The organism is Vicinamibacteria bacterium (genome assembly GCA_035570235.1).
GTDB lineage: Bacteria > Acidobacteriota > Vicinamibacteria > Fen-336 > Fen-336 > DATMML01.
On sequence record DATMML010000091.1, the window covers coordinates 38,083 to 59,342 of the forward strand.

15 protein-coding genes are annotated in these 21,260 nt (G+C 70.8%); 13 read left to right on the forward strand and 2 right to left on the reverse strand.

The features are described from left to right. Nucleotides 1-45 precede the first annotated feature (45 nt). Nucleotides 46-1,293, reverse strand: coding sequence for a hypothetical protein (locus tag VN461_16590; GenBank protein HXB56394.1), 1,248 nt, complete (start codon nucleotides 1,291-1,293; stop codon nucleotides 46-48). 97 nt (nucleotides 1,294-1,390) lie between these two features. On the opposite strand from VN461_16590, the gene VN461_16595 reads away from it, so the two are divergent. The 7 genes from VN461_16595 to VN461_16625 all read left to right on the forward strand — a co-directional run bounded on the left by VN461_16595 (nucleotide 1,391) and on the right by VN461_16625 (nucleotide 13,823). Further along, complete coding sequence (locus VN461_16595; GenBank protein ID HXB56395.1) at nucleotides 1,391-3,547, forward strand: molybdopterin oxidoreductase family protein; 2,157 nt, start codon at nucleotides 1,391-1,393, stop codon at nucleotides 3,545-3,547. Between the two features lie 76 nt (nucleotides 3,548-3,623). Next, a complete protein-coding gene (gene smc, locus VN461_16600) occupies nucleotides 3,624-7,163 on the forward strand; it encodes a chromosome segregation protein SMC (protein ID HXB56396.1) in 3,540 nt (1,179 codons plus the stop codon). A 124-nt stretch (nucleotides 7,164-7,287) separates the two neighbouring features. Then, on the forward strand, nucleotides 7,288-8,535 hold the full coding sequence (locus tag VN461_16605) for a hypothetical protein (protein HXB56397.1): 1,248 nt from the start codon (nucleotides 7,288-7,290) through the stop codon (nucleotides 8,533-8,535). A gap of 16 nt (nucleotides 8,536-8,551) precedes the next feature. Continuing rightward, nucleotides 8,552-8,719, forward strand: coding sequence for a hypothetical protein (locus tag VN461_16610; GenBank protein ID HXB56398.1), 168 nt, complete (start codon nucleotides 8,552-8,554; stop codon nucleotides 8,717-8,719). Nucleotides 8,720-8,726: 7 nt separating this feature from the next. Further along, on the forward strand, nucleotides 8,727-10,415 hold the full coding sequence (locus VN461_16615) for a hypothetical protein (protein HXB56399.1): 1,689 nt from the start codon (nucleotides 8,727-8,729) through the stop codon (nucleotides 10,413-10,415). Between the two features lie 85 nt (nucleotides 10,416-10,500). Continuing rightward, entirely contained in the window at nucleotides 10,501-12,141 is a 1,641-nt protein-coding gene (locus tag VN461_16620; GenBank protein ID HXB56400.1) for an alkaline phosphatase family protein, read from the forward strand. 62 nt (nucleotides 12,142-12,203) lie between these two features. Beyond that, nucleotides 12,204-13,823 (forward strand): GspE/PulE family protein, encoded by a 1,620-nt coding sequence (locus tag VN461_16625; GenBank protein HXB56401.1) that lies wholly within the window; start codon nucleotides 12,204-12,206, stop codon nucleotides 13,821-13,823. Here VN461_16625 and VN461_16630 read toward each other — a convergent pair whose 3' ends face one another. Further along, nucleotides 13,824-16,508, reverse strand: a complete 2,685-nt coding sequence (locus VN461_16630; GenBank protein HXB56402.1) for a sulfatase-like hydrolase/transferase — start codon at nucleotides 16,506-16,508, stop codon at nucleotides 13,824-13,826. A 188-nt stretch (nucleotides 16,509-16,696) separates the two neighbouring features. Here VN461_16630 and VN461_16635 point away from each other — a divergent pair, with 188 nt between their 5' ends. The 6 genes from VN461_16635 (at nucleotide 16,697) to VN461_16660 (ending at nucleotide 21,260) form a co-directional block, all read left to right on the forward strand. Beyond that, complete coding sequence (locus VN461_16635; protein ID HXB56403.1) at nucleotides 16,697-18,088, forward strand: alkaline phosphatase family protein; 1,392 nt, start codon at nucleotides 16,697-16,699, stop codon at nucleotides 18,086-18,088. 86 nt (nucleotides 18,089-18,174) lie between these two features. Next, on the forward strand, nucleotides 18,175-18,669 hold the full coding sequence (locus VN461_16640; protein ID HXB56404.1) for a CoA-binding protein: 495 nt from the start codon (nucleotides 18,175-18,177) through the stop codon (nucleotides 18,667-18,669). A 127-nt stretch (nucleotides 18,670-18,796) separates the two neighbouring features. After that, entirely contained in the window at nucleotides 18,797-19,399 is a 603-nt protein-coding gene (locus VN461_16645) for a hypothetical protein (GenBank protein HXB56405.1), read from the forward strand. Continuing rightward, on the forward strand, nucleotides 19,396-20,049 hold the full coding sequence (locus VN461_16650; GenBank protein HXB56406.1) for a hypothetical protein: 654 nt from the start codon (nucleotides 19,396-19,398) through the stop codon (nucleotides 20,047-20,049). Before VN461_16645 ends, VN461_16650 begins: the two co-directional genes overlap by 4 nt. Then, the gene (locus VN461_16655) at nucleotides 20,046-20,354 is read left to right on the forward strand and encodes a hypothetical protein (protein ID HXB56407.1); all 309 of its coding nucleotides are present in this window, start codon (nucleotides 20,046-20,048) and stop codon (nucleotides 20,352-20,354) included. The genes VN461_16650 and VN461_16655 overlap by 4 nt, the downstream gene beginning before the upstream one ends. Next, on the forward strand, nucleotides 20,355-21,260 hold the full coding sequence (locus VN461_16660; GenBank protein HXB56408.1) for an ROK family protein: 906 nt from the start codon (nucleotides 20,355-20,357) through the stop codon (nucleotides 21,258-21,260).

The following is a 21,260-nucleotide window of genomic DNA, read 5'->3' on the forward strand; positions in this document are numbered from 1 at the left end:
GCTTCGCCCGGGGATCGTAGGCCCCCGCCGGCGCCAGCGTCAAGGTCAATCGATGGCGTTCAGGATGGCCTGGAAGTCCTGGCCCAGGCGCAGCAACTCCTCGATGGCAGGACGAATCTCCGAACGCTGCGCGCGCAGGGTCTGCACCTCCACCCGCTTGAGAGTGCGGAGGAGACCCTGGATCGCCTCCAGGGGCGACTGCTGATTGCGGTGGGCCAGGTAATCGAGCTCCAGCTCGGCCATGGGCCGTGCCTCCTCCGGCCGCTCGGGGTCGAGCTGCTGGGCGAAGCCGGTCTTGTGTTGATCGTCGTAGCGGGCCATGCGGGTCCAGAGGCTGATGTCGTCCCCGGAGCGGAGCACGTTGCGGTTCTCCGCCCCGTAGGCGCCGCTCCGGGGTTTGGCAAAGGCCCATCGAAAGAGCACCTCCTCCATTTCCGGACGAAGCCAGAGGTCCTCTTCCCGCAAGCCGAAGCGCTGACGCGCGTAGCCGGGCTCCAGGACGCGCTGGAAATAGCCCTGGTCCTGGTCCCCGAAGCCCTCCCCTTCGGGCAGACGGCCCTCGAAGCCATCCCGGAAGTGGCTGAAGGCGACCGCGGTCTGGATGGACCGTCGAGCCTTCCAGAGGGAGATGCTGACGAGGCCGGCGACCTGCTCGAGGATCGCATCGTCGAGCCGCAGGGGCACGTCACCGCAGGCGGCGTGGAAGTGGTCCAGGTAGAGCGAGTAGATATAGAGGTTGGTGGCGTAGGGCTTCCACTGCTGGGCGTGGGTGATGTGGCGGACCCCCAGCAAGCGGGGCAGCAACTCCCCGAGCTCGCCTTCGTCCCGGGCCGCCAGGGGATGGACCTCCAGCTCGTCGGTCGCCGCGATCACGCGGTCGTAACGAGCGACCACCGCTTCCTGGTCCAGCGCCCGGCCGGGGTCCAGGCTCCGGTGGTCGCGGGCCCGGGCCAGCCGCGCCCTCTCCCTTTCGTAGTTGCGGCGGATCGTGCGGAGGGCCACCGTCCGCGTGTTGCCCTCCACCACCAAGTAGCGACCGGGGGTCGGGGGCGGCTCCCAAACGAGCATGGCGTCCACGGGCGTCCAGCCCATGCCCAGGATGGAGTTGATGAGGGCCCCCACCCTGTACTTCTTGCGAATTTGCTGCTCCAGCTCCGCCTGCACCCCGTCTTCGAAGAAGGTGCCCGGGTTTGTGTAACCCGGCCGGTGCTCGTTGGCCAGGCGCGGGTTGTTGGGATCGAGGAACAACCGGTCCAGACTCACCTTGATCGGATACTTGAGGCCGACGGGCATTCCTGAGTCCTCCTCCTGGCCACGATTCTATCCCTATCCCGCGCGGAAGAGCGCTGACAGGACGGCGCCCGGTGTGACACCATAGCCGCAGGCACCCATGGCCAACACGCGGACCCACTTCCGCACCTGCAACCTCTGTGAGGCCATGTGCGGCATCGCCATTGATGTGGAGGGCCCCCGGATCCTCGCCATCCGGGGGGACAAGGAGGATCCCTTCAGCCAAGGCCACATATGCCCCAAGGCCGTGGCCCTGAAGGACGTTCACGAAGACCCCGACCGCTTGCGTCGGCCGCTGCGCCGGACGGGGGCGACCTGGGAGGAGGTGGGCTGGGAGGAGGCCCTGTCCTTGGCCGCGGAGGGGCTGGCCGCGGTGCAACGGGTCCACGGGCGGAACGCAGTGGCCGTGTACCAGGGCAACCCGGTCGTCCACAACTACGGCTCCCTGCTCTTTGGCCAGCTCCTCCTCAAGAGCCTGGGCACGCGCAGCCGCTTCTCCGCCACCTCCGTGGATCAGCTCCCCCACATGCTGGCCTCCTACTTGATGTTCGGACACCAACTCCTTTTGCCCGTCCCCGACCTCGACCGCACGGACTTCCTGCTCATCCTGGGCGCCAACCCGGTTGCCTCCAACGGCAGCCTCCTCACCGCTCCCGGCGTGGAGAAGCGGCTCCGCGCCCTCCGGGCCCGCGGCGGACACATCGTGGTCGTCGACCCGCGTCGATCGGAAACCGCCGCCCTCGCCGACCGCCACTTCCCCATCCGGCCCGGCGCCGATGCCTTCCTGCTCCTCGCGCTGCTCCAAGTGATTTTCCAGGAGGAACGGATCCGGGAGGGGAGGCTCCTCCCCCTCACGGACGGGCTCCGGGCGGTGGCGGAAGCGGTGGGGCCGTTCTCCCCCGAGGCGGTGGCCGAGCACACGGGAATCGAAGCCCGGGCCATCCGCGTGCTGGCCCGGGACTTCGCGGCCGCCCCCGCCGCCGTGGCCTATGGCCGGGTCGGTGTCTCCACCCAGGAGTTCGGCGGCCTCTGCTGCTGGCTTATCAACGTGCTCAATATCGTGACGGGCAACCTCGACCGCGCGGGGGGCGCCATGTTCGCGCGCCCCGCCGCCGACATTGTGGCCTTCGCCGACCGGATCGGCCAGCGCGGGCATTTCGATAAGGGGCGCAGCCGCGTTCGCGGCCTCCCGGAGTTCGGCGGCGAGTGGCCGCTGGCCGTGCTCGCGGAGGAGATCGAGACCACGGGCCCGGGCCAGATACGCGCCCTCGTGACGAGCGCGGGCAACCCCGTCCTTTCCGCCCCCAACGGAGCCCGGCTCGACCGCGCCCTCAAAGGGCTGGACTTCATGGTCTCGATCGATGTGTACCTGAACGAGACCACGCGCCATGCGCACCTCATCCTGCCCCCCACGTTCGCCCTTGAGCACGCGAACTACGACCTCGTGTTCCACGCCCTCGCGGTGCGCAACACCGCCAAGTATTCCCCCGCCCTTTTCCCGGCCGCGACCGGAGCGCGGGAGGACTGGAAGATCCTGCTCGATCTTGCCACCGCCCTGGAGGTGGCCCGCGACGGGCGGCGGCTCCGCCCGGCCCTGAAGCGCGCGCTTCTCAAGGCCATCGGGCCCGACGGTGTCGTGGCCTTCCTCCTCCGCGACGGACCCTACGGCGCGGGCTGGCTGCCGTTTCGCCGGGGCCTGACCCTGAGCGCGGTGAGAGGGGCTCCCCACGGGATCGACCTGGGGGCCCTCGAGCCCTGCCTGCCCGACCGCCTCTACACGCGCGGGAAGCGGATTGACCTAGCGCCCTCCCGGCTGGTCGAAGACGTGGCGCGCGCCCGCACTGCCCTGGCCGCCCCGAGGCCGACGGGACTGCGTCTCATCGGCCGCCGCGACCTGCGCAGCAACAACTCCTGGATGCACAACAGCCCGCGCCTTACGAAAGGCCGCGATCGCTGCACCCTCTACATGCACCCCGCGGACGCCCGCGACCGCGGTCTGGAGAACGGCCGGCGCGTGCGCGTCACCTCCCGGGCGGGTTCGGTGGTGGCTCCGCTCGAGGTCACGGAGGCCATGATGCCGGGGGTGGTGAGCCTGCCCCACGGGTGGGGCCATGACCGGGAGGGAACCCGCCTGACCGTGGCCAGGGCCACCCCCGGGGTGAGCCTCAACGACCTGACCGACGAGCGCCTCGTCGACGCCCTCTGCGGGAATGCGGGTTTCAGCGGAGTGCCGGTCCAGGTAGCGGCTTTCGGCTGAATGATTTGCACTCACCCCTGCCGGTTGTGCTACAGTGCCAGTAGTTCACAATATCTAGGGGTCTGAATTGGCTTCGATGCGCGTGGAGACGGTCGAGATCATCGGCTTCAAGAGCTTCTGCGACCGGCAGGAGCTGTCCTTCAAGGCCGGTGTGACCGGCATCGTCGGCCCCAACGGCTGCGGCAAGAGCAACATCTCCGACGCGATCTCCTGGGTCCTGGGTGAGCAGAGCGTCAAAAGCCTGCGCGGCGCCGCCATGGAGGACGTCATCTTCGCGGGCAGCCAGTCGCGCCAGCCCCTGGGCATGGCCGAGGTCAACCTCAAGGTCTCGGGCCTGAACGGCACCAGCCCCGACGGCAACCCCGAATGCGTCGTGACCCGGCGCCTTTACCGCAACGGCGAGAGCGAATACCTGATGAACGGGCACGTCTGCCGTTTGCGGGACATCCACGAGCTGTTCATGGACACCGGCCTCGGCTCCAAGGCCTACTCCATCATCGAGCAGGGCAAGATCGGGCTCATCCTTTCCAGCAAGCCCGCGGACCGGCGGGCCCTCATCGAGGAGGCGGCCGGGATCACGAAGTACAAGGCGCGCCGGCGCCAGACCTCGCTCAAGCTGGAGGCCGCCCAGCAGAACCTCCTCCGCGTCAACGACATCGTCCACGAGGTGGAGAAGCAGCTAGAGAGCCTGAAGCGGCAGGCGAGCAAAGCCCGGCGCTACCGGGTCGTGCGCGAGGAGATGCAGGGAGTGGAGCGGGTGCTCTTCGGCCGCCGCTTCCTCGACCTGCAGGAGCGGGCCAAGAGCCTCGAAGAGCGCCGGCGGGTGGAGGCCGAGCGCGAGCAGGCGGTTACCATCGCCCTCGAGGCCGAGGAGGCCCACACCGAAGCCCGCCGCCATGCCCTCTACGAGGAAGAGGCCCGCTTGGAGGCGGTCCGCCACCGCCTCCACGAGCTGACCCTGTCCGTAGACCGCCACCAGAGCCGGAGTGGCTACTGCCAGCAGCAGATTACCGAGACGCGCACCCGGGCCGCGGAGGCGGCGGTGGAAGCGGCCGAGCTGGAGGCCCGCGTGGGCCCGCTCGCGGAGGCGCTGCTCGTACGGCGGGGGGAAGAGAGCCGGCTGCGGGCCGAGCGGCAAGCGGCGGAGCAGGATACACAGACGGCGGAGGCGGCGGTTCAGGAGGCGGCCGCCCACCAAGCCGCCCTCGAGGCCAAGCAGGAGCAAGCCCGCGACGGCCAGGTGGGGATCATGGGCCGCACCGCCGCCCTCCAGAATGCGCGCGCGTCGGTCTCCGCGCGGGCGGAGCGGGCGGGGACCGATCTTCTCAAACTGGCGGCGGAGCGGCAGGAGCTGGAGCGCGAGCAGGCGCGGGTCGTCGAGCTGCGGGAGGGCGCCCGCATCCTGGGCGAGGAGGCGGAGTCCCTCCGGGCCGGGTTCCTTCGGGAGAGGGACGACGCGGCCCGGCGCGCGGGCGAGGCCCGAGCGCGGGCCGAGGCCCGGGCCCACGAGGCCGACCTCCAGCAGAGCGACCGGGACAGCCTGGCCGGCCGGCGGGCCTCGCTCGAAGAGATCGTGGCCACGCACTCCGCCTTCGACGAGGGCACGCGGGCACTGCTCGCGGGACCGGCCGGGATCGAGGTGCTGGGGGTGGTGGCCGATGCCCTCGAGACCGACTCCGCCCATGAGCGCGCGGTGGAGGCCTTCCAGGGCGACAGCTTGCAGGCCGTGCTCACCCCCGACGCCTCCCATGCCCTCCGCGGCATCCGCTACCTAGAGGAGGCGGGCGCCGGCCGCGGCACCTTCCTGCCCCTGGCCACGGCGGGGGCGGCCCGGCCGGGCGGCCCCCTCCGCGAGATCGCGGAAAAGGAGCCGCGGGTGCGCGGTCTCTTGAGCGACCACTACCGCGTGACCGGCCCTCACGCCGCCGCCATTCACGCCGCCCTGCCCGACGCCCTCGTGGTCGAGAGCCTGGAGGACGCCTTAGAGATCGCGGCCCGTCACGGGGGGGTGGCCTGCGCAACCCTGGTCGGGGAGACGCTTCGGGGGTCCTTGGTCCAGGGCGGCCGCGACGTCCGGGGGCTGCTCGCCCCGCGCCGGGAGATCCGCGAGATCACGGCCCGGCAAGGGGAGCTGGAGGCGCTACTCGCGGCTACCCGCAGCGAAGAGGCGAGGGAGGCCGGGGGCGCGGAGGCCGCAGCCGAGGAGGCGCGCCGGTTGGACGAGCGCATCCACGCGGCGGAGAAGGAGCTGGTGGTGGTCCGCCGCGACGCGGCCGCGGCGGAGGAGGAGGGAGTGCGGCTCGACCGCAAGGCGGCCGTGCTGGAGACGGAGCGGAGCCAGGCCGAGGAGGAGCAGAGCGCGGCCGCCGTCCGAATGGCCGAGATCGAGCATGCGCTCCAGGCCGCAGAGGCGGAGCGGGAAGAGGGCAGTTCGCGCCTGGCAGGCCTGGCTACGCTGGTGGTGGAAGCACGGGCCGCGGCGGAGGCCACCCAGGCCCGCTGGTCGGAGGCGCGGAGCACTCTGGCCGCCCTTCGCGAGCGCCTGGCCGCGGCGGAGGCCGAGGGCCGGCGTCTGGAACAGGACCACACCGAGCTCGGGGAGCGGATCGCGGCCGCCCGGGACCGGGTCCGGGAGATGGAGGCCCGGGGGGAGCAGCTCGCGGCCGAGCTTCGGGAGGGCGAGCGGCAACTGGCGGAGGCCCTGGTCGAACGCGACCGCGTGACGGGCGAGGTGGCGGGGGCGGAGGATCGGGTGCGCGATGTGCGCAACGAGCTGGAGGGGCGCGAGCTCGGCCTCAAGGAACGCCGCCGCGAGCGGGAGCTGCTGCGCGACGCGCTCTCCGAGCTGGAGGTCGGGGCCGCCCGAACCTCCTCCGATCTGGACCACCTGGCCCGCGAGTGCCACCAGGCCGTTGGCCAGACCGCGGCGGAGGCGGCCGCCGGCCTCCGCGAGGAGGACCGGGCGGAGGACCTCCCTGCCCTGGAGGCGCGGGTCCAGGAGCTGCGCGAGAAGCTGGACCGGATGGGAGCGGTCAACATCCTGGCCGTGGAGCAGGCTCAGGAGTTGGAGGAGCGCCATACCTTCCTCGTGGCCCAGCGCCAGGATCTGCTGGAGTCCATCGCCGAGCTCGACCAGGCCATCAAGAAGATCGACCGCACGTCCCGCGAGCGCTTCGCGGAAGCTTTCCAGGTCATCAACCAGCACTTCGGCGAGATCTTCCGCCGGCTCTTCGGGGGCGGCACCGCCGGGCTCTCCCTCATCGACGAGGAGGACCTCTTGGAGAGCGGCATCGACGTGATGGCCCAGCCCCCGGGCAAGCGGCTCCAGAACGTCATGCTGCTGTCGGGAGGGGAGAAAGCCCTCACTGCTATCGCGCTCCTCTTCGCGATCTTCCAGCACAAGCCCTCGCCCTTCTGCATCCTGGACGAGGTGGACGCTCCCCTCGACGACGCCAACATCGGCCGCTTCGCCAAGATGCTGGAAGGCATGAAGGACCAGACCCAGTTCGTACTGATCACCCACAGCCGCAAGACCATGGAGATCGCCGACCAGCTCTACGGGGTGACCATGGAGGAGCCCGGCGTCTCCAAGCTCGTGAGCGTCAAGTTCGGCTAGTGCTCTGGGCTCCGCGCCTCCCCGCCCTCGTGGCGGGGCTCCCCCGGGCCCGGGAGGGCGGGACGGAATCAGGCCCCCGGGCTCACGAAAACAACGCCCCCGCCCCGGGGGCGCCGCTCCCCGCATGAAGCCGCGCTCCCTGGCCTTCCTCACCGTCAGCCTGACCACGGCCCTGATCGTGCTCGGCCTCGCCTTGGCCCGCGTTCTGGTGGGCGCCATCAAGTACGGGCACACCCCCCTGCGCAGCGTCTTGGTCGCCGCCCTCGCGGGCGCGCTCGCCCTCTACGCCCTCTTCGTGGTCGTGTGGACCCTGGGGGTACCCAAGCGGCGCCGCTTCCTGCCTTTCGCGGCGGTGGCCTGGTGGCTGGGCGTCGAGTGCGCGGTGCCCCCGTTCCTCTCCTACCCGTTTCTGCCCGAGCAGTACGAGATCATCCGGGACGTGGACCACTGGCCCCGGGACACCGGCAGCCGCCAGTTCAACGCGGACGCCCTGCGTGATACCCCCGACAGCGAGGCCTTCCATGCGGAGGGCCTGAACCTGATCATCCTCGGCGACTCCTTCACCTACGGCTACGGGGTGAAGGCCACGGAGTCCTTTCCCAGCTGCCTGCGGCGGCTCCTCCGCGACGCTTATCCGGGGCGCGACGTGGAGGTGGCCAACTTCGGCTGGATAAGCTCCTCCCCTCTCCTCAGCTACCGCCGCCTGGAGAAGATCGGCGACCAGTACAAGCCCAAGATCGTCGTCCTCTGCGTGGACATGACCGACTTCTCGGAGGACATCCGCTATCAGCTCATGCTCGACCGCCGGGGCCTGTACGCCCTCTACGACCGGATCCCGATCGCCCTCGCGACCTTCGAGCGGCTGGCCCCCGAGACCTACCAACGGTTCCTGTCCTGGACGGTGGGGGGGATTCCCGTGAAGCGCTACTTCGTGACGGAGGCTCCTCTCTCCGAGACCCGGCCCTTCTTCGCACCCCTCGTATTCAACCTGGACAGGATCAACGCCTGGTGCCGGCGGCGGGGCGCCGACTTCGTCTTCGTGCTCCTCCCCCGCTCGCACCAATACAGCGCGCGGGAGGCACCCCACAACTGGGAGAGTCACGAGTACACCCGGCTCGGACCCTACGCCCTCGAGCCCTTCCGCTATTTCGACGAGCTGCGCGGCCACGTGCCCTACCCGGTCGTTTCCCTGCTCCCCGACTTCCAGGCCGCGAAGGAGTTTCCCCTGTACCTGGACAACGATCCTCACTGGAGCGCGGCCGGCAACCGTGTGGCCGCAGAGGCCATCTGGCGGGCCATCCGGCCCTTGGTCGACAAGCGGCTGCCCCCTGCGCCCGCGGGGGCCCGGCTTGACGGCCCCGGGCCCCTGTAAGACCATTTCCGGGTTGATGCGACCGGCGCTATCCATCGTCCTTCCCGCCTACAACGAGGAGGGCAACATCGAGCGGGCGTTCCGGACGGCGGCGGCCACCGCCACGGTCCTCGCCCTCGCCCGCATATGGGCCCGCCTGCGGGGAGAGCGCCGGGCGGCTCTGTCTGCCGGCGCTCGTTCCTGAGCCGCCCTTGAGCCGCCGCCTCGTCGGCTGTTCCCTGCTCTTTCTCATCTGCCTGCTCGTCTGCTTCCCCACTCTCAAAGCCTACTTGGCGGCCGACGACTTCGGCTACCTGAAGCTCTTCCACGACAAGCCGCTCCTGGACTTTCTCCGCCTGGGCGACACCTCGGAGGGGATCTGGGGCTTTCAACTCGACGAGTGGCGACCGCTCTTCGGGCTCCTCTGGAGGGTCGACGGGGCCCTCTGGGGCGTGAACGACGTCGGTTACCACCTGACGAACGTCATCGTGCACGGCCTGGCCACCTGTCTCGTCTTCCTGATCGCGGCCGAGGCGGCGGGGAGCGCGGGGGGGACGGCCTTTCTGGCCGGGCTCCTTTTTGCGGTGGCCCCCGTCCATGCGGAGGCGATCTGCTGGGTCACCGGCCGCACCGACTCCCTGCCCGTGGTGTTCTACCTGGCCGCGGTCCTCTCCTATCTGCGCTTCCGGGCCTCGGGCTCCCGGCTCGCCTACGTCCTGGCTCTGCTCGCGATGGCGTTGGGTCTTCTGGTCAAGGAGATCCTGTTCACCCTGCCCGTGATGCTGTGCGCCTACGAGATCCTGCGGAGCCGGCGGGAGCCGTCGGCGGGGGCCGGCCGGGCCCGAGCCCTCCTGGCCGTGGTCCCCTTCTTCGCCTTCGCGGCCCTCTACGCACTCCTCCGGCGGCTGGCGGTGGGGAGTCTGGGACGCGAGCACCTGCTCACCGGGCAGGCGGTGCGCGAGTTCCTCCATGACCAGCCGATCTATGCCGTCCACCTTCTGACGCCCTTCGGCACCCTGATCCGCGACGGGCGGGCCGCGGGGCACGATCTCCTGCTGGCCGGGCTGGTGGCGGGGACGCTCCTCGCCTGCGGCGCCCTGCCCTTCCTGCGGCGGCCCCGCGATTTCCGGAGCCTGGCCCCCGTCCTCTTCTTCGGCGTGGTCTGGTACGCGATCTCCATATTGCCCCTGGTGGTGACCTATCGGACGCCGCGGCACCTCTATCTCCCCTCGGCCGGGGTGGCGATCGCTCTCGCCTTTCTCGTCCTGCCCTCCCGCGGGGCGGGCCCCTCGCCCGGGCGGTGGGCTGCGGCCACCCTCCTCCTCGGCTTGTACGCGGTGGCTTTCGTCGAGTGCGACGCGGAATGGGTCGCTGCGGGTCGCGCCTCGCGGGCGGCCCGGGCCGCGATGCAGCGACTCCTGGACACGCGGCCCCGCGGCGGTCTGGCCATCCTCCGGGGGGTGCCCCCGCGGGCGCCCGGGGGCTTCGGGTCCATCCGCATGTGGGAGTTCGCCCTTCCCTTCGCCCTCCAACCCCCCTTCAGCCCGAGCGATCCCCTGACGTCCACCACGCTCCTCGAATCGCCTAGCGTCTACTGCTGCCCGCTGACCGTCTGGTGGAGCGACCAGAGGCCCCGCCTCCAGGCCCTGGCCTCGGGCCCCCCCGCGGAGGGCGTGGAGGTCACCGTTCTCGATTGGGACGCTCCCCACAACACCGTCACCGCCCGCCAGGCCACGATCACGCGGGGCTTCTTACAGGAGCAGCTCGAGGCCTCCATCTCGGGCCGGCGGCGCGCCGCCAGGCTTCTCGACGCCTTGAGCGCGGGGGCGGGCCTCGGCCCCACCCCGCTCTCTTCCGCCGACGCGGAGGAGCCCCCCGCCGGGTCGCGACGGCTTCGCTGAGCGCGGCGGGACCGATGACGGCGGCGTGACGGAGCCCGGCCGGGGCAGGGGCCCGGGGAGGGGCTCTTGGGCTAGACTCCCGGGCGTGAATCACCATCCCCGCCGCCTGCTCGTCTTCGCCGCCCTCCTCTTCCTCGCCCCCGGTGGTCGGCTGCCCGCGGAGCCGCCACCCATCCGGCCCCGGCTGGTCCTCGTGCTGACCATCGACCAGATGCGCTTCGACTATTTGACGCGCTTCGGGCCCCTCTTCAAGGGCGGCTTCCGGAGGCTGCTCGACCGCGGGGCGGTCTTCACGAATGCGCGCTACGCCCACGCCTGCACCGAGACCGGCCCCGGCCACGCTACCATCCTCTCCGGTCGGCACCCCAGCCACTCCGGCGTGATCGCCAATGCCTGGTTCGACGCCCTGCTCGGTCAACGAATCAACGTGGTGGACGATCCCGTGGTGTCCACGGTGGGGGGCTCGGGGCGGGGGGCCTCACCCGCGAACTTCATCGGCTTCACCTTCGGTGACTTCCTCAAGCTTCGCTCCCCGGCCTCGCGGGTGGTGGGGGTGTCGCTCAAGGACCGGGGGGCCATCCTCCCCGCCGGCCCGCGCGCGGACGGCGCCTATTGGTACGAGACGGAGGGCGGACGCTTCGTCACCAGCACCTACTATCGGTCCACCCCTCCCGCCTGGCTCGAGGCGTGGAACCAGAGGCACCCGGTGGACGCCCACGGGGGTGGAACCTGGAACCGCCTGCTCAGCGACGAAAGCGTCTACCGGCAGTTCGCGGGCGAGGACGACGTCAAGGGCGAGTGGGACGGCAAGGACACGGTGTTCCCCCACCGGATCCGGGGAATGCCCCCGTCGCGGGAGTTCTACGAGGATTTTCGGCGCACGCCCTTCGCGGACGAGGTCACCCTTGACCTGAGCCTGGCCGCCATGGCCGGCCATGAGCTCGGCGTCCGCGAGGCGACCGACGTGCTCGCCATCAGCTTCTCCGCCACCGACATCATCGGCCACACCTACGGGCCCGACAGCCAGGAGCTCATGGACCAGATGCTGAGGCTGGACCTCACCCTGCAAAGGCTGCTGGACGCGGTCGAGGCCCGGGTCGGCCCCGACCGCACGCTTCTCGTCCTGACCGCCGACCACGGCGTCCTGCCCCTGGTGGAGGTGCTCCAGGCGCGGGGGGTGGACGCCCGCCGCGTCCCCCCCGGGGTCTTCGAGAAGGCGGTGAGCGAGGCTCTGGCCGCCCGCTTCCCGAGAGCCAAAGGCCTCGTCGCGAGCGCGGATGGCCCCGACTTCTACCTCGATCTTGCCGCCCTTCGCCGCCAGGGCTTGCGGCGGGAGGAGGTGGAGGCCACGATCGAGAAGGCCCTTCTGGGAACGGGGGCCATCGCCGCCGTCTACACCCATGCCCGTCTGCTCGGGGAGGCGCCCCCCGACGATCCCTTCTTCCCCCTCTTCCAGAACGCCTTCTTCGAGCCGCGCAGCCCCCACATCGTGTCGCGGGTGAAAGAGCACGTCTATGTCGGGGACAGGACGGGAGGGACGGGCCACGGAACCGCTTACGATTACGACCGCCACGTCCCCCTCGTCTTCCTGGGGGCGGCGATCAAGCCCGGTTCCTACCCCGAGCCCTGCGGCCCGGAGGACATCGCCTTCACCCTCGCTCGGCTCCTGTGGCTCGACTACCCCAAGCTCGACGCCACGCGCGCCCTCACGGAAATGATGCGCTGAGGCCGGGCTCCCGGCAGAAGGCGGCGGTCTCGGGCCGGGTCGCTCATGCTACCATCCGATCGATGGCCGAGCTCGCGGTGCCCCTGCGTGCCGACGCCGAGCCGGGGCTGACGTCCGGGGACTGGGGAAGGGCCCGCGCCCAGGCCCGGGCCCTGGGCCTTCCCTTCGAGCCTCTGGAGGGGGTCCCGGATGATCCCGCCCTCTGGTCAGAGGCGCCCCTGGAGCTGCTGGTGCGCTTCGGCTGCGCCCCCGTGGGCAGGGAGGGGGCGCGCCTCATCCTGGCTTTCGGCGACCTCGAGGACCTCTCAAGGGTCGACGAGCTCGAGTTCCTGCTCGAGCGGCCGCTCGAGGCGGTGGTCGCGCCCGCGGAGCGGGTGGCCGCGCTCCTCCGCCGCCACCGAGGGGGCGAGATCCTGCTCGAGCAGGCCAGCGAGGGCCTGCGCCTGCAGTTCGTGGCCGACGACGAGACGGACGCGGTGGACGACCGCGGCCGGCCCACGGAGAGCCCGATCGTGCGCCTGGTGGACTCCCTCATTCTGGGGGCCATCGACCGACGGGCATCGGACATCCACCTCGAGACCAAGGACCGCGAGGTGCTGGCCAAGTACCGCATCGACGGCGTGCTCTACCCGGCCCTGGAGCCCCTGGACAAGCGGCACCACGAGACGATCCTGAGCCGGATCAAGGTGATGTCCGAGCTGGACATAGCGGAAAAACGCGTTCCCCAGGACGGACGCTTCCGGCTGCGCGTGAAGGGGCGCACCATCGACTTCCGCGTGTCCGTGATGCCCTCCATCTACGGGGAGGACGCGGTCATCCGGATCCTGGACAAGGAGTCGCTGAACGCGGCCTTCCGGCGCCTGCGCCTCGACGTGCTGGGCTTCTCCGAGGCCGATCTGAGGAAGTTGCGCAAGTACGTGACCGAGCCCTACGGGATGGTAGTGGTCACCGGCCCCACCGGCAGCGGCAAGACCACCACCCTCTACGCCGCCCTCTCCGAGATCGCCACCCCCGAGGACAAGATCATCACCATCGAGGACCCGGTGGAGTACCAGATCCCGGGGATCACCCAGGTGCCGGTGAACGAGAAGAAGGGGCTCACCTTCGCCCGGGGGCTGCGTTCCATCCTCCGCCATGACCCCGACAAGATCATGGTGGGGGAGGTCCGCGACCCCGAGACCGCGCAGATCGCGGTGCAGTCCGCCCTCACCGGCCATCTGGTCTTCACCACCGTGCACGCCAACAACGTATTCGACGTGATCGGCCGCTTCCTCCACATGGGGGTGGAGCCCTATAACTTCGTTTCCGCCCTCAACTGCGTCATGGCCCAGCGCCTGGTGCGAGTGCTGTGCATGCGCTGCCGGCGGGAGGCGGAGATCGCGGAGCCCCAGCTTCGGGAGTCGGGCCTCGACCCCGACATCTACCACGACCAGGCCTTCCACGAGTCGATCGGGTGCGAGGAGTGCGGAGGGACGGGCTTCCGGGGCCGGACGGCGGTGGCCGAACTCCTCGACATGTCGGACCGCATCCGGCAGATGATCCTGGAGCGACGCCCGGCCGCGGAGATCAAGCAAGCGGCGCGGGAGGAGGGGATGACCTTCCTCCGCGATTCCGCGCTGGAGAAGGTCTTTGCCGGCGTCACCACCCTGCGCGAGATCAACAAAGTCACCTTCGTGCAGTAACTAGGGGCCCCCCTCCAGCCGCTTGCGGAGCTTCTCCAGGGTGGCCGCGTGGTCGGGGTCGCCGGCCAGGTTGCGGAGCGGGTTGCGGCCGAGCAGCCGCGCCAGGAAAGATCGCCAAGCGCCCCCCTGGCCCCAAAGGTCGTAGAGCTCCTCGCTGCCGTCGGGCCACTGGGTGTAGCGCCAGCGCCGGGTGCGCAGGCTCCGCCCCAGTTCCGGGGGCTGGCGGGGAACGAGCGAGAAGGCCGCCCGCTTCACCGGCGGCCGCGGGTCCTGGAGGAGAGGGAGCAGGCTCACCCCCTCCAGGCCCTCGACCCGCGGCAGGCCGGCCAGCTCGACCAGGGTCGGGTAGAGATCGACCGACTCCACCAGCTGTTCGCTGGGCGAGCCGGGCTCCCGGACGGAGGGCGCGGCGATGATGAGGGGGACGCGGAGCGACTCCTCGAAGAGGGTGTTCTTCCGCCAGAGGCCGGTGTGCTCGCCGAGATGGAAGCCGTGGTCGCTCAGCAGCACGACCACCGTTTGCTCCCAGAGCTTGAGCCGGTCCAGCGCCTCCAGGAGGACGCCGACCTGGGCATCCGCGAAAGAGACGCAGGCATAGTAGGCGGCGGTGGCCCGGCGGCGGAGGTCGTCGTCGGGGGCCTCCACGGGGCCGGTCAGGAACGCCCCCGGCCAGCGGGGGGGATGGCGCGCAATGGCGATCTCGGGGATGTCCTTCCAATCGTCCGACGGCTCGGGGGGGAGGAGGATGCGCCCGGGCGGGTAGAGGTCGAAGTAGCGGCGGGGAGCCACCCAGTGGATGTGGGGCTTGTTGAAGCCGGCGGCGATGAAGAACGGCTTCCCACGGTGGGCCTCGATGAGGCCCGCCACCCGGCGGGCGGTGCGTCCGTCCGGCTCGTCCTCATCCTTGTTGTCGGTGGCGGTCCAGGCCAGGGAGCTCCCCCCCGCCAGCAGACGCTCCTTCCTGGGCGGGGGCTCGTTGGCCTCGTCCCCGGGCAGGTAGGGCGTGTGCTCGGCCAGCGCCCAGCGGAACTCATCCTCGAAGGGGCCGTGGTAGATCTTGCCGACGCGGGCCGTGAAGTAACCTTGGGCCTGGAAGTGCTCTTGGAGGGGGACCGCCCCCGGGAGCTTGTCGCGCGGTATCTGCAGGTTGTCCCAGACTCCCGTCCGCTCCGGACGCCAGCCAGTCATGAGGGAAGTCCGCGACGGGCTGCAGGACGGCACTTGGCAGTAGGCATGATGGAAGGCGCGCCCCACGTGGGCGAGACGGTCGATGTTGGGCGACTTCACGTCGTAGCCATAGCAGCCGAGGCGGACGTTCAAGTCGTCCACGATGATGAGGAGAACGTTCAAGGGGGCGGACAGGGCGGGGGCGGGGCCGGGAGGCGCGGGGAGGGCGGCCGCCCGCGGGCCGGCGTCGAGCAGGGCCTTCGCGTCGCGCAGGGCCGCCGCGTGCGCGGGGGACCGGGCGAGGTTGGTGTACTCGTGGGGATCGGCTCTGTGGTCGTACAGCTCCCGGCTGCCGTCCGGCCACTCGGTGTAGCGGTAGCGGTCCGTGCGCACGCTGCGCCCGAGGGGCCCCGCTTCCCGCCGGACGCTGGACCGCGCGGATGACTTCACGGCCCGCCCAGGGTCGCGGAGCGCGGGCAGGAGGCTCGCGCCCTCGATCCCGGGGGGGGCAGGGAGGCCAGCGAGATCCAGGAAGGTCGGGTAGAGGTCGATGAGCTCCACCACCTGCCCGCTGGCCGCGCCCGGCTGACGAAGGCCGGGGGCGGCCACGATGAGCGAGACCTTGAGGGCATCCTCGAGGAGCAGGTCCGGGCGCGGCAGGGGCGGGCCCGGCCAGGGGGGATCGTCGCCCACCACCGCCACCACCGTGCTCTCCTTGAGCTTCAGCCGTTCGAGCGCCTCCAAGAGCGCGCCCGCCTGCGCGTCGAGGTAGGACAGGTACGCGAGCTCGGCGGCCAGGGCACGGCGCCGCTGGTCCTCCGGGAGCGGGGGCGGCGCCGACCGGGAGGGCGGGGCGACGCCCGCGTCAGCCAGGGCCAGGGGCGGGATCCCGTCCCAGTCGATGGTCGGCTCGGGGGGGAGGGGGAGTTGCTGGGCATTGTAGAGCTCGAAGTACTTCGGGGGAGGGACCCAGCCGGGGCGGGGCCGGTTGAACCCCACGATCAGCAAGAAGGGGCCGTCCTTTTTTTCCTCCATGATCCGCACGGTCCGCGCCGCGGCCTCGTCCGGGGAGGCCTCCTCCGCCAGGTCAAAGTGGAGGGCCTCGTCTCCGGGAGGGCCGAGAAAGCGGCCCACCCGGGCCGTGAAGTAGCCCTGGCTCCGGAACTGGTCGGGGAGGGGTGCCGATCCCGGCCACGGGTCCCCGGGTTCGAGGTCGCCCCAGATGCGGGTCGTCTCCGGGCGCCGGCCGAGAAGCAGAGAGACCCGGGCCGGCACGCGCAGCGGGTACTGACGGTAGGCGTGGTCGAACCGGCGTCCCCGTCCGGCCAGGCGGTCGAGGTGGGGCGTTTTCACGCCCGGCTCGTAGCTTCCGAGCCGCAGCGCGATGTCGTCGAGGGCCACGAGCAGGACGTTGGGCTTCCGCAGCCGGGTCTCGGGAAGGGGGCGGGCCGCGCAGCCGGGGAAGGAGCCGACGGTCACCAGCGCGGCCGCGAACGGCCAGATCCACTTCGGGTTCATCAGCTCCTTTCCTAAGCCGGCCCTCCGAAGGCTAAGCGCCCAAGCCTTCCCGCGTCAACAACACCCCCTGCGTTGCGGCTGCGCGAGCGCTCGTGCTAGGCTCGGTTTGGTCGCCGGGAGTTCGGGCGCCGCCCCCCCGCCATCCCGCTGGTCGGGCAGTCCTGCCCCTTGAGTCAAACGAGGATCCCATGACCCGTGGGCCGCGATCAGCGTTGTGGGCGGCGACGGCCTTCCTGGCCGTCTCCGCCGCCGCCTGGGCGCTCTGGTCCTCCGTCCATTCCCCCCGCGTGGAGCGGGTCATCCTGCTTGGCTTCGACGGCGCCGCTCCCAACCTGATCGGGCCCCTTCTGGAGGCGGGTCGGCTGCCCGCCATGAAGCGGCTGATCGAGCTCGGGGCCTACGGCCCCCTGCGGTCGGCCCATCCCACCAAGAGCGCCATCCTCTGGACCTCGATCTCGACCGGCAAGACCATGCTCAAGCACGGAATCATCGACTGGACTTATGTGAACCAGGCCGGCCTGACCGTGCCCTACTCGGACCGCAAGCGGCGGGTGAAGACGTACTGGGAAATCCTCTCCGAGCGCGGCGTCCGGACGGGGACCCTGAACTGGTGGGTCTCCTACCCACCCTCCCCCATCGCGAACGGCTACATCGTGAGCAACGCCTTCAAGGCCCGCTCGGATCCGAGCACCGTGCACCCGCAGGCGCTGTTCGCGGGCCTGAACGCCCTGAGACTCTACTACCCCGACGACGTGGTCCCGGAGATGACCCGGCTCGGCATCCCCCAGTGGCGGGAGGAGGACGCCACCGTCCCCATCACCACGACCCGCAGCATCCTCCAGGCCTACGGCTTCTACGTGGCCCACGACATGACGATCGACCGCGTGAGCGACTACCTTTGGGAGCATCAGCCGGTGCAGGTCTTCTCGACCTACTTCCGCCTGGTGGATGTCACCAGCCACCTCGCCGACCACTATCTGGACCCCCGGCTCTACGAGGAGGCCGTGCGGCGCGAGGAGGCGGGGACGTTTGACGCCGAGGCGGAGGCGCGTGTCGACCGGGAGTTCGCCCGGGTCATGGCGCCCATCTACGAGGCGATGGACCGCACGATCGCGAAGTATCTGGGGCGGCTGGATGGGCGGACGCTGCTCGTCGTCTGCTCCGACCACGGCTTTCGCTTCTTCCAGGGAGCCTACAGCCACGCCAACCCGGCCCAGGCGCCGCCGGACGGGGTCCTCTTCCTGGCCGGACCAGGGGTGAAGCGGAGTCAGGGCCTGTCGGGAGCGGTGATCTTCGACATCGCCCCCACCATTCTTTATGCCATGGGGCAGCCGGTGGCGGCAGACATGGACGGCACCGTGCTGCGCCAGGCCTTCGAGGACGGGTTTCTCAGGCGTTTTCCCGTGAAGACCATCCCCAGCTACGAGACGGAAGCCCGAAGGGTGGCCGCCGACCCCGGCCGCCCGGAGGTGGACAAGGACGTGCTGCAGGACCTCGGCGCCATCGGCTACATCGCGGGCCCGGACGCGCGCCCCTCCTCCCCGTCCCCACCCGCGCCTCCCGCCGGCAGCCCCCGCTAGGGACGGACCCTCGAGAGCGGACAAGCGAACGGACCCGTCGCGTCCGTAGGTCATGCTAGCATCCGGTCCAGGAATCCAAGGCCTAGATGGCGGAACCTTTCCGGAACCCGGATGACGACGTCCTTCGCCGGCTGTTGCAAAGCCTCCGGCGGATCGCCATCGTGGGCCTCTCCCCCAAACCCCATCGCGACTCGAACCGGGTCGCGCGCTACCTGATGGAGCGGGGATACGAAGTCGTCCCCGTCTACCCGCGCGAGGAGCGGATCCTGGGCCAGGCCGTGTACCGGAGCGTGCAAGAGATCCCGCGAGGCGTGGACCTCGTGGACGTGTTCCGGCGAAGCGAGACCCTGCCTCAGGTTGTGGACGAGGTCCTCGCCGCCGGCTCTCCCGCGCTCTGGCTGCAGCTCGATTGCATCGACTACGAGGGAGCCCGGCGGGCCGCCGAAGCCGGGGTCACCGTGGTCATGGACCGTTGCCTCATGGTGGATCACGCTCGCCTGCTGGGACGGGACTGGACTCGCCCAGGGGCGGAGATTGTCACGGGAGGTGACGCGGGGGAGCGAGTCCGGAAGCCGGGATGATCCCGCCGCTTGGCCCTAAGTGATTGTTCTACAGTCACTTATTGCCTGGCACTGGGGGTACCCGAGTGCTCGCACGGTTCGTGCATCGTGAGGGGTAGGCGCCCGGTGAGGCGCGAGGAGCAGGGCGATGCCTGAGAAGCTCGTGCAGGGCGAGACCCCGGTGGAGTTTTTCCGCGAGCAGCTTCTGAAGGCGATGGATCACCAGAGGGTCGCCACCTCAGCCTTCACGGAGTCGTACCTGGTCAATCTTCTGGCCGCTTGCCTGCGCGGGGAGATCCTGCCCGGCCGCGAGCCCGGCTACGACGAGACTCCCCTCGCCCTCCTGTACCTGCGCGCCTTGGCGGCCTCGCGCCACGAGCGGGCCCGGCTCCTCCGGGCCATGGGCGACACCGCGCTCTTCGTCTCCGGCTTCTTCGCGGACAGCCTCCACGGCCGGGTGGCCGACGCCAGCTACTACTGCGCCCTGGGGGGCCGCGCCTACGCTTCTCTGAGCCGGGAGCACGAGCAGGCCCGCGGCTTCGGCCCCGCGGTCTTCTCCGAGCTCGCCGGCCGCTTCCGATTGTTCGCCGATGTCCTCTCCGAAGTCTCGGAGGCGAGCCAGCTCAGCACGCCCGCCTCCCTGCTGCGGCTCTACGAGCGCTGGCTCCAGACCGGGAGCCGCCGAGCGGCGGCCCTTCTCGCCGAGCGCGGGATCACGCCCCTCCTGCCCGGCGAGGGCCGGCTCCATTGAGCGTGGCCATACCCGCCGGCCTGCTCGTGGACGTCCAGCGGCGGCTGGAATCGCTCTACGCCCTCGAGCCCGAGGCCCCGGTCACCGAGTTCCTGATCCCCTCCGCGGACGCGGCCCACCTGCCGGGGGGGGGCAGCCGCACCCTGCTCACCCAGGAAGGGGACGAGGTGGCGGTGGGCGTCATCTTCGAGGACTCGGTGGGAGAGGGCCTCGCGCGTCGGGACCCGCGCATTCACCTGGACGCCACCAACCTGGACCCTCTTTGCGTCCTGACCGAAGAGGTCAGCCACTTCCTCTATCTTCTCTTTTGCGCGCGCCGCGCGCGCTCGGTCACGGAGCTCGAGCTGGAGCTGCAGGGGGAGGTAGACAAGTACTTGACGGCCGTCTTCTTCTTCTCCCTGCAGAACGAGGGAGCGGTCTCCTCGCGCCTGCGGGAGAGCCTCTTCCGGAACTACCGGCTGGCCGGGGGCCTCAGCCCGGAGCGGGCGCAGCGCTACCGGGCGGCCAGCGCGCTCGCCTACCGCTACTGCGGGTACTTGGAGGCGCGCTTCCTGCGGCCTTCCCGCCTGGCCGACCTTCCCCGCGAAGCCCGCCGCTTCTACCGGCTCGGACAGCGCGAGAAGCTGGAGAAGATCGCCGAGATCCATTGATCGGGGAGGCCGGCATCGACCTCGAGGGCGAAACGCGCGCGCGGGCGGTGGCGGAGGAGGGGCAGCGCCTGCGTCGCCTGCGCACGGTTGTGGACCTCACCTGCGCCGTGCTCGCGCAGGGGCGGCTCACCCGCCCGGAGGCGGAGGCCCTCGTGGCGGCGGCCCGGGGCCAGGCCCTGGCGCTGTTTCCCGACAAGGAATCGACCTACGAGCTCATCCTGGCCCCCCGCTTTGCCCGCCTCATGAACGAGTTCGTGGGCCCCGAGCCCCGGGGGGCGACGGTGCTGTCCTTCCCCAAGGCCTGAATGCGGATCGGCGTGGACCTGGGGGGCACCAAGATCGAGGCCCTGGCCCTCGGCGCTGAGGGGCAGGTGCTCGGCCGGCGCCGGATCCCCACCCCCCGCCACGACTACCCGGCCACCCTCGACGCCATCGTCGGCCTGGTGGGCGCCCTCGAACGCGATCTCGGCGGGCGGGCCACGGTGGGGGTGGGCATGCCGGGGGCCATCTCCCCCGCCACCGGCCTCGTCAAGAACGCGAACTCGGTCTGGCTCAACGGAAAGCCCCTGGTCGAGGACCTCACCCAAAGGCTCGGACGGTCTCTGCGCTTCGCCAACGACGCCAACTGCTTCACCCTCTCGGAGGCGGTCGACGGGGCGGCGAGGGGCGCCCGCGTCGTCTTCGGGGTGATCGTGGGCACGGGCACCGGCGGCGGCATCGCGGTGGAGGGCCGGATCCTCACCGGTCCCAACGCCATCGCCGGGGAGTGGGGCCACAACCCGCTGCCCTGGCCGCAAGAAGGGGAGTGGCCCGGCCCCTCCTGCTACTGCGGGAAGACCGCCTGTGTGGAGACCTTCCTCTCGGGACCGGGGATGGCCCGCGACCACCAAGAGGCAACGGGCGAGGCCCTGGACGCGGCAAAGATCGCGGCCCGCGCGGAGGCCGGCGATCCTGGTTCCCGCGCGACCCTGGAGCGCTACGAGGACCGGATGGCCCGCGCCCTGGCCGTCCTCATCAACATCCTCGATCCCGACGCGGTCGTTCTGGGAGGCGGGATGTCCAAGCTGGGCCGGCTCTACGAGAACGTGCCCCGGCGGTGGCAGAGGCACGGCTTCTCCGACCGCCTGGACACCCCCCTCCTCGCCCCCCTCCACGGCGACAGCAGCGGGGTGCGCGGCGCGGCCTGGCTCTGGACCCCGGGGGAGGGCTAG

Coding starts and splice junctions, on each gene's coding strand:
- VN461_16590 (HXB56394.1), bottom strand. CDS start 1,293: ATGCCCGTCGGCCTCAAGTATCCGATCAAGGTGAGTCTGGACCGGTTG.
- VN461_16595 (HXB56395.1), top strand. CDS start 1,391: ATGGCCAACACGCGGACCCACTTCCGCACCTGCAACCTCTGTGAGGCC.
- smc (HXB56396.1), top strand. CDS start 3,624: ATGCGCGTGGAGACGGTCGAGATCATCGGCTTCAAGAGCTTCTGCGAC.
- VN461_16605 (HXB56397.1), top strand. CDS start 7,288: ATGAAGCCGCGCTCCCTGGCCTTCCTCACCGTCAGCCTGACCACGGCC.
- VN461_16610 (HXB56398.1), top strand. CDS start 8,552: ATGCGACCGGCGCTATCCATCGTCCTTCCCGCCTACAACGAGGAGGGC.
- VN461_16625 (HXB56401.1), top strand. CDS start 12,204: ATGGCCGAGCTCGCGGTGCCCCTGCGTGCCGACGCCGAGCCGGGGCTG.
- VN461_16630 (HXB56402.1), bottom strand. CDS start 16,508: ATGAACCCGAAGTGGATCTGGCCGTTCGCGGCCGCGCTGGTGACCGTC.
- VN461_16635 (HXB56403.1), top strand. CDS start 16,697: ATGACCCGTGGGCCGCGATCAGCGTTGTGGGCGGCGACGGCCTTCCTG.
- VN461_16640 (HXB56404.1), top strand. CDS start 18,175: ATGGCGGAACCTTTCCGGAACCCGGATGACGACGTCCTTCGCCGGCTG.
- VN461_16645 (HXB56405.1), top strand. CDS start 18,797: ATGCCTGAGAAGCTCGTGCAGGGCGAGACCCCGGTGGAGTTTTTCCGC.
- VN461_16660 (HXB56408.1), top strand. CDS start 20,355: ATGCGGATCGGCGTGGACCTGGGGGGCACCAAGATCGAGGCCCTGGCC.